The 14,294-nt window shown below is 42.1% G+C and carries 14 protein-coding genes and 1 riboswitch; of the genes, 12 read left to right on the forward strand and 2 right to left on the reverse strand.

Annotated features, from left to right (window positions below):
• Positions 1–2: 2 nt before the first annotated feature.
• The 11 genes from HS960_RS00635 (at position 3) to epsC (ending at position 11,456) form a co-directional block, all read left to right on the forward strand.
• Positions 3–1,340: a DoxX family protein gene (locus HS960_RS00635; protein WP_182330997.1), complete on the forward strand. Its 1,338-nt coding sequence runs from the start codon at positions 3–5 to the stop codon at positions 1,338–1,340.
• Between the two features lie 19 nt (positions 1,341–1,359).
• On the forward strand, positions 1,360–2,967 hold the full coding sequence (locus tag HS960_RS00640) for a hypothetical protein (protein ID WP_182330998.1): 1,608 nt from the start codon (positions 1,360–1,362) through the stop codon (positions 2,965–2,967).
• Positions 2,960–3,571 (forward strand): c-type cytochrome, encoded by a 612-nt coding sequence (locus HS960_RS00645; RefSeq protein ID WP_182330999.1) that lies wholly within the window; start codon positions 2,960–2,962, stop codon positions 3,569–3,571. Before HS960_RS00640 ends, HS960_RS00645 begins: the two co-directional genes overlap by 8 nt.
• 6 nt (positions 3,572–3,577) lie before the next feature.
• The gene (gene soxC / locus HS960_RS00650; protein WP_182331000.1) at positions 3,578–4,834 is read left to right on the forward strand and encodes a sulfite dehydrogenase; all 1,257 of its coding nucleotides are present in this window, start codon (positions 3,578–3,580) and stop codon (positions 4,832–4,834) included.
• 46 nt (positions 4,835–4,880) lie between these two features.
• The gene (locus tag HS960_RS00655; protein ID WP_182331001.1) at positions 4,881–5,330 is read left to right on the forward strand and encodes an NAD-dependent epimerase/dehydratase family protein; all 450 of its coding nucleotides are present in this window, start codon (positions 4,881–4,883) and stop codon (positions 5,328–5,330) included.
• Between the two features lie 69 nt (positions 5,331–5,399).
• The gene (locus tag HS960_RS00660; protein WP_182331002.1) at positions 5,400–5,789 is read left to right on the forward strand and encodes a Rossmann-fold NAD(P)-binding domain-containing protein; all 390 of its coding nucleotides are present in this window, start codon (positions 5,400–5,402) and stop codon (positions 5,787–5,789) included.
• Between the two features lie 48 nt (positions 5,790–5,837).
• Positions 5,838–7,094, forward strand: a complete 1,257-nt coding sequence (locus HS960_RS00665) for a YeiH family protein (RefSeq protein ID WP_182331003.1) — start codon at positions 5,838–5,840, stop codon at positions 7,092–7,094.
• Between the two features lie 226 nt (positions 7,095–7,320).
• A riboswitch (SAM-I-IV-variant riboswitch) is annotated at positions 7,321–7,414 on the forward strand.
• 34 nt (positions 7,415–7,448) lie between these two features.
• Positions 7,449–7,712, forward strand: coding sequence for a 5-oxoprolinase (locus HS960_RS00670; protein ID WP_182331004.1), 264 nt, complete (start codon positions 7,449–7,451; stop codon positions 7,710–7,712).
• A 188-nt stretch (positions 7,713–7,900) separates the two neighbouring features.
• Positions 7,901–8,824, forward strand: coding sequence for a family 2A encapsulin nanocompartment shell protein (locus tag HS960_RS00675; protein WP_182331005.1), 924 nt, complete (start codon positions 7,901–7,903; stop codon positions 8,822–8,824).
• 23 nt (positions 8,825–8,847) lie between these two features.
• Positions 8,848–10,566, forward strand: coding sequence for a family 2A encapsulin nanocompartment cargo protein cysteine desulfurase (locus HS960_RS00680; RefSeq protein WP_182331006.1), 1,719 nt, complete (start codon positions 8,848–8,850; stop codon positions 10,564–10,566).
• Between the two features lie 80 nt (positions 10,567–10,646).
• Positions 10,647–11,456: a serine O-acetyltransferase EpsC gene (gene epsC, locus HS960_RS00685; protein ID WP_046675172.1), complete on the forward strand. Its 810-nt coding sequence runs from the start codon at positions 10,647–10,649 to the stop codon at positions 11,454–11,456.
• A 300-nt stretch (positions 11,457–11,756) separates the two neighbouring features.
• Here the strand turns inward: epsC and HS960_RS00690 are convergent, their stop codons facing one another.
• Positions 11,757–11,966, reverse strand: a complete 210-nt coding sequence (locus HS960_RS00690) for a VOC family protein (protein WP_376778395.1) — start codon at positions 11,964–11,966, stop codon at positions 11,757–11,759.
• Between the two features lie 280 nt (positions 11,967–12,246).
• Here HS960_RS00690 and HS960_RS00695 point away from each other — a divergent pair, with 280 nt between their 5' ends.
• Positions 12,247–13,389 carry a cysteine desulfurase family protein gene (locus tag HS960_RS00695; RefSeq protein ID WP_182331007.1) on the forward strand — a complete coding sequence of 381 codons (1,143 nt, stop codon included), beginning with the start codon at positions 12,247–12,249 and terminating at the stop codon, positions 13,387–13,389.
• Here HS960_RS00695 and moaCB read toward each other — a convergent pair.
• Positions 13,386–14,294, reverse strand: coding sequence for a bifunctional molybdenum cofactor biosynthesis protein MoaC/MoaB (gene moaCB, locus HS960_RS00700; protein ID WP_182331008.1), 909 nt, complete (start codon positions 14,292–14,294; stop codon positions 13,386–13,388). The genes HS960_RS00695 and moaCB overlap by 4 nt on opposite strands.

Here is a 14,294-nt window from a genome sequence, read left to right on the forward strand (position 1 = left end):
AGATGGCATTATTTTTTCAAAAACACAAGCTGGAGAAGTATCTTCTTCGTGTGAGCATACTCTTTATCTTGTTGCTCAGTCTGCCCTTGCAGCCAGAATTCTATAAAACGTTGTTTACGATCAGCTGGCAATATTTTATTGTGGACGTATTCAAGTTGGTGACATTTTTGCCGCACTATTTCGGCGAACAGAATAGTATACAAGATTGGTTATTGATCTTGATTATCGCATTAGCAGGAGCTGCTATTTGGTTGAAAAGGGACAATACCGACAGTGATGTTAGGGAGCAGTTATACTATTATTATCTAAGAATATTTGTGCGCTTTAAGCTAGCTGCTATATTGTTTGTAGCCGGCTTTCTCAAGCTGTTTCCCATATTTGTTCCCGAGCTATCCTTGAGTCATTTAAATACAGCATATGGTTATTTTGCAGATTGGAAGCACCTATTGTTAAGTTTATCGGCAGCTCCGGCATATCTGGTTTTTTTGGGTATTGTTGAAATTGTTGCCGCGCTACTTTTGCTCTTTCGGAAAACAGCTTTTTTGTCTGTTATTTTTGTCATTCCATTCTATGGAAATGCATTTTTGGCCGATTTGGCCTATCAAGGGCCCACCTATTTTGTTTCTATTTATATTATCTTATTGACTTTGCCCATTTTACTATATGACGTGCAACGTTTGGGGTCACTGATTGTATCTCTTAAAGAAACATTACCCGCCAGTTGGAAATTGGATTGGAAAACAGTACGCTGGTCAAAATGGCGGATAGCGCTCAAAGTGGGTTTCGTGTTCGTGTTTGTTGTATTGGTGGCAGTAAGATCTTATTCGCTCTACCAGCACCCGGACCGATCGCTACATTATCCGAACCAAGCTGGTTTGCCAGCTATCGAAGGAAAATATCTAGTGGACACTTTTATTGTTAATGGCGATACATTGGCGTTTTCGCCAACTGACAGCGTAAGGTGGAAGGACCTCGTTTTTGAGCGATGGAATACAATCAGTGTACGAAAAGTAAATACAGTTTTCAAGGATATAGCCCCCGCCGCCTTTCTCGAGCGGGAAGATCAGCAAAGAGATTATGAGTTCACCCAGACTGGAGACCGTCTCTATTATCGGTATACGATTAGCGGCGACACGATCGCGCTTAGAAATCCAAATAAAAATTATCCCAATGATACTTACCGCTTTAAAGTAGAGCGACCCGACAGCCTCCATGTGAATTTGGTCGGTGTTAATGCACGAGGAAACACTGTGAAGGCCAGTCTCAGTAAGGTAGATAAAAAATACCTGCTCTACGAAGTAAAGAAGATCGGACGGCGAGGACTTGGATACAAATTATAAACCTTTAAACTATTTGAAGATGTCAATAAATAATTCGTCGTTAGGTAGGACCCGATGGACTACCTTTCAGCTCATTGCATTTCGCGTCAGCTTTATTTTCTTTATTATAATAGCTATACCTAATAATCCGCTGTGGTATAAACAAGTATTTTCGATTGACTGGTTTAACTTGGATTACCGCGATCTGTATGATATCTGTCGGTTCGGTTCTGGTGTAAATTGGTTTGGCAAAACTACATTTGGCTATCGTTTAGAGGGGTATAGTATTTGGGTGAATACCTTGTTTTTTTCTATCGTAGCAGCATTGATCTGGACATTTGTTCTACGATTGCTCAAAAGAGAGCGATCTGAATATAACAGGGTGTTTTATTGGCTCAATGTTGTGGTACGTTATAGAGCTGGTTTGGGTATTATAGGCTTTGGATTTACAAAACTTTTTCCGGTACAGATGCCTTATCCCTCTTTGGGTATTTTGGATACCGATTATGGTGATTTAACTGCACAGAAGATCTTTTGGCTTTCGTTTGGAATTGTGCCCTGGTATCAGGTTTTTGCAGGTATACTCGAAGTGAGTGCGGGTACGATGCTTTTTTTCAGGAAAACGGTACCTATTGGTGCGGCATTGTTGGTAGGTGCTTTGGGGGCGATCGTTGTTGTGAATTTTGCCTATGATGGCGGAGTTCATGTTTACAGTTCGTATTTCGTCTTGCTGAGTTTATTTTTACTTGTGCCTTATTACAAGCCGTTCTATAATTTATTTGTCAAAGAAGTTGCTGCTAAGATCGAGCTGTATTTACCTACATTTAAGCCTGGTATTAACGCTATTAGAATCGGCCTCAAAGCTCTTGTTTTATTTGTTTTTGTTGGCATCTTTTTCTATCTGCAATACATCGATTTTCGGTATGACCCTTACAAACAGCCTTCGTCAGCAGGAGTAAATGAATTACGGGGAACGTACAATGTAACGGAATTCAAGTTAAATGGAGAAACAAGACTTTTTAGTCCATACGATAGCATCCGTTGGCAATCTGCGACGTTTGAAAAATGGTCCACACTCACCTTTCGGGTCAATCGGCCTTTACGGTTAGATCTTTCAAATGGGGGGGGCGATCCGAAACGGGATGTAAACCGAAGTTTTGAAATTTCAGGTGTGGCCGGAGGTCAACGTGTTTTTCATTATTACGCCGATAGGGATAACAAAACATTGTACTTAGAGGACAAATTTAAGTTGATTCCCGATGAGCGGAATGTAACAGCTGGCGAAGGTGGCGATGGCGGCGTTCGAAACTATCTGAAAGAGCAAAAGTTATCTACCGACACGCCAGCGATTTCCTTAGCAGAATGGATTCCCGATTCGGTGAAATATAAGTTTGCCCATGAGGTAAATGATGTACATCCAAAAGCGCGGACGACACGCCGCATCCGAGAATTTGCTAAAGCAGATGAATTAGCGAGGAAAGAAACGAGACAGCGTTTCGTTCTTCATTATACGGTATCTGATCGGGGCAATAGGGTCATATTGAGCGGAATTGACGAAAATCGTGACTCGCTTTATGTGGTGTTAGATAAGGTTATAAAAGATTATAAGCTTACCCCGGGTAAATTGGTTGCTGGACAGTATGACTAAACGTGGAGCAGTATATTTTTCGATTGGCGGCACGATAGCTTTCCTCCTATGTTGCGAAACGAGTGATCGAGTCCCATCTGCAGCGAGCTTGAGGCAGAGTGAAACAGACTGGTCTGACGGACTTGCTGCATATCAGGCAACATGGCCGGATAAGTTTGGGATAGGAAGCCCTGCAGATAAAAGTTTTATCGCCAAATGGGATATCGATGTCCGCCCTGACGGAAAAGGCTTGCCCAATGGCGAGGGAACCGCTAAACAAGGTGCTTTAGTATACCGACAAAAATGTGCCAGTTGCCATGGCGCCAATGGCTATGAAGGGCCCGAAGATAAGCTGGTCACAGATTCAACGGGGAGCAATACCATTGGTAATTACTGGCCCTATGCGACAACAATCTTTGATTATGTGCGTCGTGCGATGCCATTTAACGCCCCGGGTTCACTAACAGATCAAGAGGTTTATGATATTACAGCTTATCTGTTGTACTTGAATGGAATCATACATGAGGAGCATAAAATTACAGCAACAACTTTACCTCAAATAGAGATGCCCGCAAGGAAAAGATACGTGTTAGATGATCGCCACGGAGGGAAGGAGGTTAGATAAAAGAATATGTCTGAAGGAAAAGAATATTTAAAACAGATACGAAAGCTTGTCCGTTTGTTGACGGTCACAGTAGCTTTCTTTTTAGCAATTTCGGTAGGTTTTGTGGCCTATCAGCATATATCCAATCGGGTTGTAGAACCTGATTTCGATTCCAAAATTACTGTCGATCCCAGCAAAGTACAGGGGAGGCCATCATCTGAAGTTGGCTATCGTTCTAAATTCGATAGCCCTAAGCGAATAGCTACTTACGCTACAGCTTCCCGTACGCCTTTAGAAGATCTGCAAGGCACAATTACGCCCTCCGATCTCCATTTTGAGAGACATCACGCCGGTATACCCGAACTCGACCCCGAGCAGCATGAGTTACTTATCCACGGATTAGTAGAAAAGCCTATCCGATTAAAACTTTCGGACCTCAAGAAATATCCTTCCGTATCGCGGATATGCTTTATTGAATGTTCTGGCAATTTTCGTTATGGAAAACGGGAAATGACGCCTGGAGAAGTCTGCGGTTTAACAAGTCAAAGTGAGTGGACAGGTGTATTGCTATCGACCGTTTTGCGCGATCTAGGTGTTAAACCCAAAGCCAAATGGCTGTTGGCGGAAGGTGCAGACGGCGCTTTAATGGCGCGCAGTGTACCCTTGCAAGAAGCACTGACGGAGGCGATCATTGCTTATGGTCAGAATGGAGAGGCTATTCGACCACAGCAAGGTTATCCAATGCGGCTGGTCATTCCCGGATTTGAAGGAAATACTCAAATCAAATGGTTGCGGCGTATTGAGGTCACAGATAAACCTGTGATGACTAGAGAGGAAACATCAAAATACACCGAGAAAGTTAAAGGTGGGAAAATCCGGATGTTTAGTTTAGTAATGGATGCCAGATCTATTATTACCTTTCCCGCCTATCCGAAAAAAATTGAAGAAGGCTGGCAAGAATTACGTGGTATAGCGTGGAGCGGCCGTGGAAAGGTAACAAAAGTGCTGGTGAGTACAGACAATGGTAAAACATGGAACGAAGCACATTTACAAGGACCAGTATTGGAAAAAGCACATACCGCCTTTAAATTCATGTGGAATTGGGATGGAAAACCGACACGTGTCCTCAGTAAAGCAATTGATGAGACAGGGTATATACAGCCAACATACAATCAACTGGTCAAAGCGCGGGAATCGAAGTCTGGTTATCATTTCAATCCAGTTGTAGGATGGGATATTGAGAAAACAGGGGAGGTTTTCCTTGCTGATGTCGAGGGTATTTGATCTTCGCATTAAATTTAAACGACCATTTTAAAATCGATTTGAGGATATGAGAAAAGTTGTACTTGCTGGAGGGACCGGTCATCTTGGAACAGTGCTAAAGAAAAAGTTTTTGGAATCGGGGTGGGAAGTGTTGATTTTGTCCCGAAAACAGCCTGAGAAAGAAGATGGGGTAAGTTATCTGTTTTGGGACGGAGAGCATTTGGGTACATGGGTTCATGTACTGGAAAGTGCAGATACCGTGATAAACTTAAGCGGCGAAAGCATACGACGTCGATTTACGCGAAAAAATAGAGCAATTCTGACCGATTCACGGCTTTTACCGACGAATGCAATAGGAAAAGCAATAGCAGCTTGTGATAAACCCCCAAGGCTTTGGATAAACTTTTCTGGTATATCTCTTTTTTCTGGATTAAATGAACTGCAGGATGAGACAAGTACTGCGGTTGGAGAGGGGTATCTTGCTCAGCTCACCAAAAGATGGGAAGCTGCTTTTTGAGCATATGCCCTGCCTGAGACGCTTAAAGTGATACTTCGTGTCAGCCCTGTGTTGTCAAAACAGCAAGGTATGCTAGCTGAATTACATCCGCTGGCTAGAAGGGGATTGGGCGGTAAAATTTCTAACGGACGCCAATGTGTGAGTTGGATTCATGAGCGCGATCTTGTACGATTAGTGATGTGGATAATTGAGCAGACACAACCACGGTTTATTTATCATGCATGTAGCCCCCGTCCCGTTACCAATGCTACATTTATGAAAGCGCTCAGAGCGAGTTCGGGTGCATCTTTTGGCTTGCCTATACCTAGGGCAATTGCCCGTATCGGATCGTTCTTGAAAGCTGTAGATTCAAGTATTCTTCTCCAACCTGTTCCCGGGACAACCAGGTTCACCCTGGAAGATGGATTTGATTTCGACTTTGCGGAAATTGAATGCGCATTGAACGATTTAATAAAATAACAAGAATAAATTGTCAGTCAATTTAAAAAAACTTAACTATATAGTATTATGTCATCTTCCAAATCAAGAGCCATTATTAGCGAGGACTGGACAGTCGTCATCCTCGGATTAGCTCTAATTTTTTCAGCACTCTTTGGTATCATCGTACCTAGCCCAAGTTTTTCGTGGAATTCGGCGGCAGATCTTTCTGCAAAAGTCCTGTCTCCTGAGAATCTTTTGGCGATCGGCGTCCAATTTTTGTTGGTCTTTGTTACTGCTCTTGTTGGGGCCGTACTATTAAGAAAACCGTTAAAGTCACTTTTAGTCGTTTTTCCTTTCATCTTTGTATTAACGATACTCGCATTGGTTTTAGCTGGCAATAGTACGGTAAAGGAGTATAATCTGGAAGCTGTTATTTTTAGCTTGGGTATTGGTTTGCTGATCAGCAACTTGTTCAAGCTGCCCTCCTGGTTCAAAGAAGCACTTTCTACAGAATTATATGTGAAAATTGGCTTAGTGCTATTAGGAACAACGGTTATATTTGGCGAGATATTAAAAGCTGGAACTTTAGGGCTTATTCAGGCTTTGGTCGTTGTATTGTCAGTGTGGTATTTTGCATTTTGGCTTTGTAGGAAATTGAAAGTGGATCAGGAAATGGCGTTGATGCTTTCGTCGGCTGTTTCAATTTGTGGTGTATCGGCGGCTATTGCTACATCTGGAGCCATTAAAGGAGATCCTAAAAAGCTATCTTATGTTGTTTCTCTTGTTTTGATTACTGCGATCCCCATGATGATTTTAATGCCTTACTTTGCAGCATGGATGGGCTTATCGCAAGAAGTTACCGGAGCCTGGCTGGGAGGGAGTATCGATACCACTGGAGCAGTCGTTGCTTCCGGTTCGCTGGTAGGTGAGGAAGCGTTAAAAATTAGTACTATAGTAAAATTTTCTCAAAATGTCTTACTTGGCATTGCCGCCTTTGCTATCAGTGTTTATTGGACATATTCGCATTCCAAAAGTGCAGAAAATGCGGAGAAACCTACATTAAAAATTATTTGGGAGCGTTTTCCGAAATTTGTCCTGGGTTTTGTCTTTGCATCTTTGCTATTTTCTTTTGTAATTAACGCTGAGCAAATCAATAGTGTTAAAGCAGAATTAAAAAGTATACAAGGCTTGTGGTTTGCACTGGCTTTTACATCGATAGGTCTGGAAACGAATTTTAAAGAACTGTTTGTACATAATAATAAGAAGCCATTGTATGCATTTCTGATCGCACAGACTTTCAATATCATGCTCACATTGGTAATCGCCATACTGTTATTTAGGTAAATTTTAGTGCTACTTTTTTCCATGTTGTTGCATTCATGTTTCTCGGGTATTTCTTGTGGTCTATTGATTTTTATCTCAAAAATATTTCCGCACATAAATAATAACCCTTGATGCATACAACGGTTAACAGAATAGGAGGGATAGAACGAATAATTGACTCGGGGGAAGTAAATAAAACTTTTATTTTCAAAAAGATATGGATATTTAAATAAAATCTACTAACTTTATAGAGTATTCAGAATTGCATCGCGCGATACCAACCGAGTAGAATTACCACGGTGGTTAAATAATATGGGTTTCGGCCAAAAAAACTGAATACAATTTATAGTTTAACCCTTTAAATTTTTAAATTGTATGGCAACAACAAAAAGTCTTTATGAACACTTATCTGAAACGCTTATTCATTATTCGATTAACGAATTAATCCAATTTAATAATGATACGGTGTCGGGCCGGGGGTGGGGATCATCCAAAGCCATATTTCGGGCCGCTCTGTTAAGCACCCTTTCCAAAAAGGGTCTTGATCTATCAAGTATTGTTTCGAGAGAAGACGGTTTTACATCGGTAAAACAAGTTGCGGTGAGATTGGAGGACAATAGGCTTGTGCCGATTGCTTAAGAATTAAAGTACTTATTACGACCTTTCTAATTGATTTATTAAACTAAATAATGAGGGGCAGACTGAAAAGTCTGCTCTAAAATTAAGATAGACTTTCTATCCTTCTTTTAAAAAAGAGTCTACTATCGAATTTACACTCTTTTTCAGGTGTTCTTAATCTATTCCAAATTTCATTAAACTTTTACAATATGAGTGAAAAACCAACACAACAGACCGCCTTGGGCGATGTCGCTGCACGACACCTGGCAATTGCCACCAGAACCGTTCCACAACTTGAAAGTATCTCACCCCGATGGCTAGTACACTTATTGCAATGGACACCTGTGGAATCGGGCGTGTTTCGATTAAACAAAGTTGTCGGCGAAGACAGTATCCAGGTAGACTGTTCCAGACGTGATGAGAGTGTTTTACCACATACATTTGTTGATTATGACGAAAGTCCACGGGAGTATAATTTAAACGCGGTCAATACACTGATAGACGTACATACGCGGGTTTCTGATCTCTACAGCAAGCCCTATAATCAGATCAGTGAACAGTTACGTTTGGCAATTGAGAAAATTAAAGAAAGGCAGGAGAGTGAGCTCATCAACAATACTGATTACGGAATCTTGAGCAATGTCGCGTCCAAACAGATTATTAAGACCAGATCTGGAGCTCCTACACCCGATGACCTGGACGAATTGATCACAAAGGTATGGAAGCAGCCTGGATTTTTTCTGCTTCATCCCCTCACCATTGCGGCCTTTGGGCGCGAATGTACACGTCGTGGTGTCCCACCACCCACGGTGTCACTTTTCGGTTCACAGTTTTTAACCTGGCGCGGCATCCCATTGATTCCCAGTGATAAAGTGCCTATTGTAAATGGGAAGACCAAAATTCTGTTAATCCGCACAGGAGAAGCACGTCAGGGAGTAATCGGTCTTTATCAGCCTAACTTACCGGGTGAACAAACGCCGGGCCTATCCATCAAGTTTACTGGAATCAATGATAAAGCCATTGCCTCTTACCTGATATCTTTATATTGTTCACTGGTCATTCTCGTAGACGATGCTGTGGCTGTATTGGACGATGTTGACATCACACAATACCACAGCTACAATTATAAATAAATCATTCCTTAAAAAATTTTACTATGTCTCATTTAGATATTGATTTCGAAAGATTTCTAACGGAAGAAGCAAATAAGTATTTTAAGGCAGTTCCAACGGAAAACCTCGTATCTCGGGATCTTCCCCGACATGAAATCCATGCTGAAAAACCGGGCTCTAATCCTGAACTGAGAGAATTCCGGTTAGAAGATCCAGCGATCGGTTTTCATGATCCAAGTTTTCATAGGGGAAATGCTACTATCCCTGTAGCTGGGAATGGCAGGCAGCCAGGTATTTACAACCCAGTTCTTCCTCCTGCTACGGGTGTTGATATAGAACCACAGGTCAATAAATTACCCTTTGCAGAAACGCATGAAAAGCCACTTGACACACTAAGAGGAGCATTGCAGCAATTAAGTGGTTTTAAACATACTGCCCAGATACCACTGGCCGATAGTGCCAATTCATTCTATTTCATAAAGTCGGGGGCTGCCTTTGAAAATACGTCTTCCTTGCCTTTCGATACGTTGAAACCCCGTTTTGACGTTCAGTCAATTCGTCGCGACTTTCCTATTCTGCAAGAAACTGTGGGTGGAAGGCCACTTGTTTGGCTGGACAATGCCGCGACGACTCAAAAACCACAAGTGGTTATCGATAGGATATCGCGCTTTTATAAGACTGAAAATTCCAATATACACCGTGCTGCACATGAACTTGCTGCACGTGCTACAGATGCGTACGAAGAATCGCGAAATGTCATTAAAAACTTTCTAAATGCAAGTTCACCCAATGAAATTATATTTACGCGTGGCACGACCGAATCTATCAACCTTGTTGCCAATAGTTGGGGAGACCAGCATTTAGGCCCAGATGATGAGATTATAATTAGCTATCTGGAACATCATGCCAATATAGTTCCCTGGCAGCAATTGAGTCAAAAGAAAGGTTTTAAGATCCGGGTAATCCCTGTTGATGAGCAGGGAAATTTGCTTTTTGATGAGTATAGCAAACTGCTCAGTTCTCGGACGAAATTAGTCTCTTTTACTCATGTCAGTAATGCACTGGGTACAATAACACCGGCAAAAGCCATTATTGATTCGGCACATCGTGTAGGGGCCAAAGTACTGTTGGACGGGGCTCAGTCGGTCTCCCATATCGCGATAGATCTCCAATACCTAAATCCCGATTTCTTTGTGTTTTCTGGACATAAAATATTTGGCCCGACAGGAATCGGCGTGCTCTATGGCAAAGAAGACATCCTAAACAATACCCAGCCTTACCAAAGCGGAGGAAACATGATCCGAGATGTCTCTTTTGAAAAAACAGAATTTCATGCTGTGCCCAATCGTTTTGAAGCCGGTACTGGCAATATTGCCGATGCTGTTGGCCTGGGGGCTGCAATCCGATATGTGCAGGCTATCGGCATTGATAACATCTATCACTACGAGCATGATCTATTGGATTATGCGACCCGTTCGTTGAAACAGATCGCCGGGGTTACTTTGATCGGTACAGCGACAGAAAAAACCAGTGTACTTTCCTTTACCCTTTCAGGATACAGCAACAGCGAAGTCGGTCAGGCATTGAATGAAGTCGGTATAGCCGTTCGGACAGGTCATCACTGTGCACAGCCAATCCTGAGGAGACTGGGGTATGACTCGTCGGTAAGACCCTCCCTTGCCTTCTACAATACACATCAGGAGATCGATCTCCTCGCGTTGACGGTGGAGAGATTGGTCAGTCGAAACAAACGATTTTACTAATTAAAAGTATGGCAGCTGGCGGTTAGGGGGATCGTTTAGCTGCCAGCTTTTTTTCAGGATATCAGTATAAAAAAGAAGAAATGGAAAAATTTTATAGCACTTTATTTGCCAGACAACAGGCTGCGCATGATATGCCCAGCAACGTTCGTATCTGGGAATGGGCAAGAGATGTATTTCGGCTTATGTTTCCAGAACGTAATTCGAAAAAGCTGCTTACGGTAGAGGCCGTTAAAGCAACTTTTACAATTTTGGAAAATGAGCTATATGATCTTTTGCTGAACAGTAAAGACTGTATAGGCTGTGATCATCGCGAAATTGTCCAACGTTTTTTTGAAAACCTCCCGCATATCTATCATCTGATGCTTGAAGATGCTCAGGCTATGCTGGATGGCGATCCCGCTGCCAACAATCTAAGTGAGGTCATACGTACTTATCCAGGGTTTCTTGCGATTTGCATGTATCGCATGGCACATCAGCTCTGGTTAGATCGGGTACCCTTGTTCCCCCGTATTTTGACCGAGTATGCGCATGAACGTACAGGCATAGATATCCATCCGGGAGCGACCATTGGGCGTCACTTTCATATCGATCATGGAACGGGTCTGGTTATAGGCGAAACTGCGGTTATCGGCGATCACGTAAAGCTGTATCAGGGGGTTACTTTAGGTGCCCTTAGTGTTGACAAGGTTTTAGCCGGTCAGCGAAGACATCCGATTATTGAAGATCACGTAATTATTTATGCGGGAGCAACAATTTTGGGTGGGAATACTCGTATTGGACATCATTCGGTGATTGGGGGAAACGTCTGGATAACAAGCAGCGTACCACCAGACACAACTGTGTTCCATAAACCACAAATACAATTTATCCATTCAAAAGTTGATCGCTGAGACTTTTTTGTAAATCTATCCGATGTAATCGACGATATGGATTTGCTGAAATAGGGTATACCATTGATTAAGTACTTTTAAAACAAAAAAGGTTTTCAAACGGGGAGAATGAAAACCTTAAATAACCAATTATAAACCTAAAAATTTTATGATAGTCAAAGATAATTATAAAGAATCACAAATTCAAAAAAAAACTACCTTTTTAGTAGTCTTTTTTTTGTTACCTCTGTATTCAAATTGAAATTTATAATAATGAGACCATTTTTTACCTATGGACTTTTTCAACCATCTTTATTCTGTTTAGAAATCCGCAATAATGATCTTTTTCATTCCCATCATTTTTTTGAATGCACCCGGTCTTTTGTTGAGTTCCGCCCAATTTTCAGGACAAACCTGCCAGCTTAATCCGTATTTGTCTTTCAGCCATCCGCAAACGCTCTCCTGTCCTCCATCCGATGTGAGTGCTTCCCAATAGTAGTCTATTTCAGTCTGGTCTTTGCAGGGGATCATCAGCGAAATAGCCTCGTTAAATTTGAATATCGGTCCGGCATTGATCCCGATAGTTACCAGAAATTATATCATCACTGGCAATAGTATCTCAGATAAATGTGAATATGGTATAGCATTCCTGTACATGCTTACAGATTAGACTTTTATTCAAGACAAGAGGTTTTCTGACTGTTTTGAAAAAGGAAACAATTATAAAAAAGTTAACTTTAAATAATGAAAAAAATTGGAACACTATTGGCTGCTTTGTTATTAACCACAAGTATCAATAAATATTAAATAAATGGACAGTATAAACTCAAACTTTATCTATCTTGACTATAATGCGACCACCCCGGTAGATGAGCGTGTTTTAAATGAAATGCTTCCATTTTTTAGAACGGAGTATGCCAATCCAAGTGGGGCACATCTATTTAGTTTAACCATACAGGATGCGATGGATCAGGCGAGCGAAGATATCGCTGATAGACTGGGTATGCAACCCAAGAATATCATTTTCACTTCGGGTGCTACAGAATCAATTAACCTGGTCCTAAAAGGACTCCAGTTTTCGTCCAGAAAACATATTATCAGCATTTCCACAGAGCACCGAGCTGTTTTGGATAGCTGCGCTTTTATGGAGCGATTGGGATTTGAAGTTTCCTATTTAATGGTAGATCCTCAAGGCATGCTCGATCTCAGATTACTTAAGGAAAGTATTCGCGAAGATACGCTGTTAATTTGTACCATGCTGGTGAATAATGAAACGGGTATTATCTTACCGATAAAACAGATCAGTGAAATAGCGCATCAGGGCCATGCATTTGTTCTTTGTGATGCAACACAGGCGGTTGGGAAAATGGACATAAGCCTCCAGCACCTTGATGTTGATTTTTTGGCTTTTTCAGCACACAAATTTTATGGACCCAAGGGTATCGGGGGACTGTATATCGCCAGTCGGGTTAAAGAGCATTTGATACCTCAAATCCATGGCGGCGGACAGCAACAGGGCTGGCGCAGCGGAACTGTCAATACAACCGGTATCATTGGGATGGCTGCTGCTTTGCGAATCGCACTCGAAGATTTAACAATAGATCAATCCCGTGTAGAACAGCTCCGAGATTATCTTGAAAGCGAACTTCTTACTATACCAGATACATTTATAAATGGAAGTACATCCCATCGGTTATTCAACACGACGAATATCTGTTTTACAGGTGTGCTTTCAGAGCAGCTGATTACCAAGTTAGGAACAATTTCGGTATCCAGCGGTTCGGCCTGTTCTGCAGTCACCTCAAGGCCCTCACATGTGCTTAAGGCTATGGGGTTGTCAGATTTGGATGCCTTATCGTCCATTCGATTTAGTCTGGGCCGATTTACGCGTGAAGTGGAAATCAGCCAGACCATTATGCGGATCAAACAGCTTGTCGAAAAACTGAGGACTTAATGTCCAACGTTTTCCCTCACTTCAAAGACATGCAGCACCTGTGGAAATAATGCGCCTATACTTTCGCGTACACCATTCGGTGATCCGGGCAGGGTAAGCACCAACATGCGATCGGCAAATCCTGAAATACCTCGTGATAACATGGCTGTTTTAACACGCTGCTGCCCGTATTGTCTTGCCGTTTCCATAATTCCGGGAATATCTTTGGTAATATATGGTGCCACAGCATCTGGCGTAATATCTCTGTCCGAGAGTCCTGTGCCTCCCGTAAATACCAGAAGATCTATACCAGCTTGCCCATAGTGTTCCACACGTTCTTGTACTGCACTCGTTTCGTCAGCAATTACCGCATAGGCAATATCGTGCAAGCCTTGCTTTTCCAAAAGATCGCACAGAAGCCTGCCTGAGATATCTTCTTTTTCTCCTCGGGTTACCGAATCGCTACAAACCACGACTGCAGCTTTAAGCGCTGCGACCCAAGGCAAGGATTCATTGCTCTTACCGCCTTTTTTCTCAAGTAATCGGATACCACCTATCTCCACCTGTTTGTCTATGGGCTTAAGCATATCATAAATAACGAGCGCTGCAACAGAGGCGCCGTGCATGGCTTCAACCTCCACACCAGTTTTATAGATCGTATGTACTTCAACTTCAATATGAATTTGTAAGCCCGCTACGGTATATCGGATCGCAGCATATTCTACCGGCAAAGGGTGACAATCAGGGATCATATCGCCAGTTTTCTTGATCGCAAGTAATGCAGAGGCACGTGCAAATTCAAATATGTCGCCTTTCGGAACCTGTCGCTGTTCAATAAGCCTGACGGTATTCTCAGAAGAGACAAGTACCGTGGCCATTGCTATTGCCTTCCTCAGCGTCGCACTTTTATGTGTAATATCAACCAT

Origin of the sequence: Sphingobacterium paramultivorum, from assembly GCF_014109745.1 — a bacterium.
GTDB lineage: Bacteria > Bacteroidota > Bacteroidia > Sphingobacteriales > Sphingobacteriaceae > Sphingobacterium > Sphingobacterium paramultivorum.

Excerpts from the sequence above, each read along its gene's own strand:
- HS960_RS00635 (WP_182330997.1), top strand. The coding sequence starts at position 3 with ATGGCATTATTTTTTCAAAAACACAAGCTGGAGAAGTATCTTCTTCGT.
- HS960_RS00640 (WP_182330998.1), top strand. The coding sequence starts at position 1,360 with ATGTCAATAAATAATTCGTCGTTAGGTAGGACCCGATGGACTACCTTT.
- HS960_RS00645 (WP_182330999.1), top strand. The coding sequence starts at position 2,960 with ATGACTAAACGTGGAGCAGTATATTTTTCGATTGGCGGCACGATAGCT.
- soxC (WP_182331000.1), top strand. The coding sequence starts at position 3,578 with ATGTCTGAAGGAAAAGAATATTTAAAACAGATACGAAAGCTTGTCCGT.
- HS960_RS00655 (WP_182331001.1), top strand. The coding sequence starts at position 4,881 with ATGAGAAAAGTTGTACTTGCTGGAGGGACCGGTCATCTTGGAACAGTG.
- HS960_RS00660 (WP_182331002.1), top strand. The coding sequence starts at position 5,400 with ATGCTAGCTGAATTACATCCGCTGGCTAGAAGGGGATTGGGCGGTAAA.
- HS960_RS00665 (WP_182331003.1), top strand. The coding sequence starts at position 5,838 with ATGTCATCTTCCAAATCAAGAGCCATTATTAGCGAGGACTGGACAGTC.
- HS960_RS00670 (WP_182331004.1), top strand. The coding sequence starts at position 7,449 with ATGGCAACAACAAAAAGTCTTTATGAACACTTATCTGAAACGCTTATT.
- HS960_RS00675 (WP_182331005.1), top strand. The coding sequence starts at position 7,901 with ATGAGTGAAAAACCAACACAACAGACCGCCTTGGGCGATGTCGCTGCA.
- HS960_RS00680 (WP_182331006.1), top strand. The coding sequence starts at position 8,848 with ATGTCTCATTTAGATATTGATTTCGAAAGATTTCTAACGGAAGAAGCA.
- epsC (WP_046675172.1), top strand. The coding sequence starts at position 10,647 with ATGGAAAAATTTTATAGCACTTTATTTGCCAGACAACAGGCTGCGCAT.
- HS960_RS00690 (WP_376778395.1), bottom strand. The coding sequence starts at position 11,966 with ATGATCCCCTGCAAAGACCAGACTGAAATAGACTACTATTGGGAAGCA.
- HS960_RS00695 (WP_182331007.1), top strand. The coding sequence starts at position 12,247 with ATGGACAGTATAAACTCAAACTTTATCTATCTTGACTATAATGCGACC.
- moaCB (WP_182331008.1), bottom strand. The coding sequence starts at position 14,294 with ATGGTTGATATTACACATAAAAGTGCGACGCTGAGGAAGGCAATAGCA.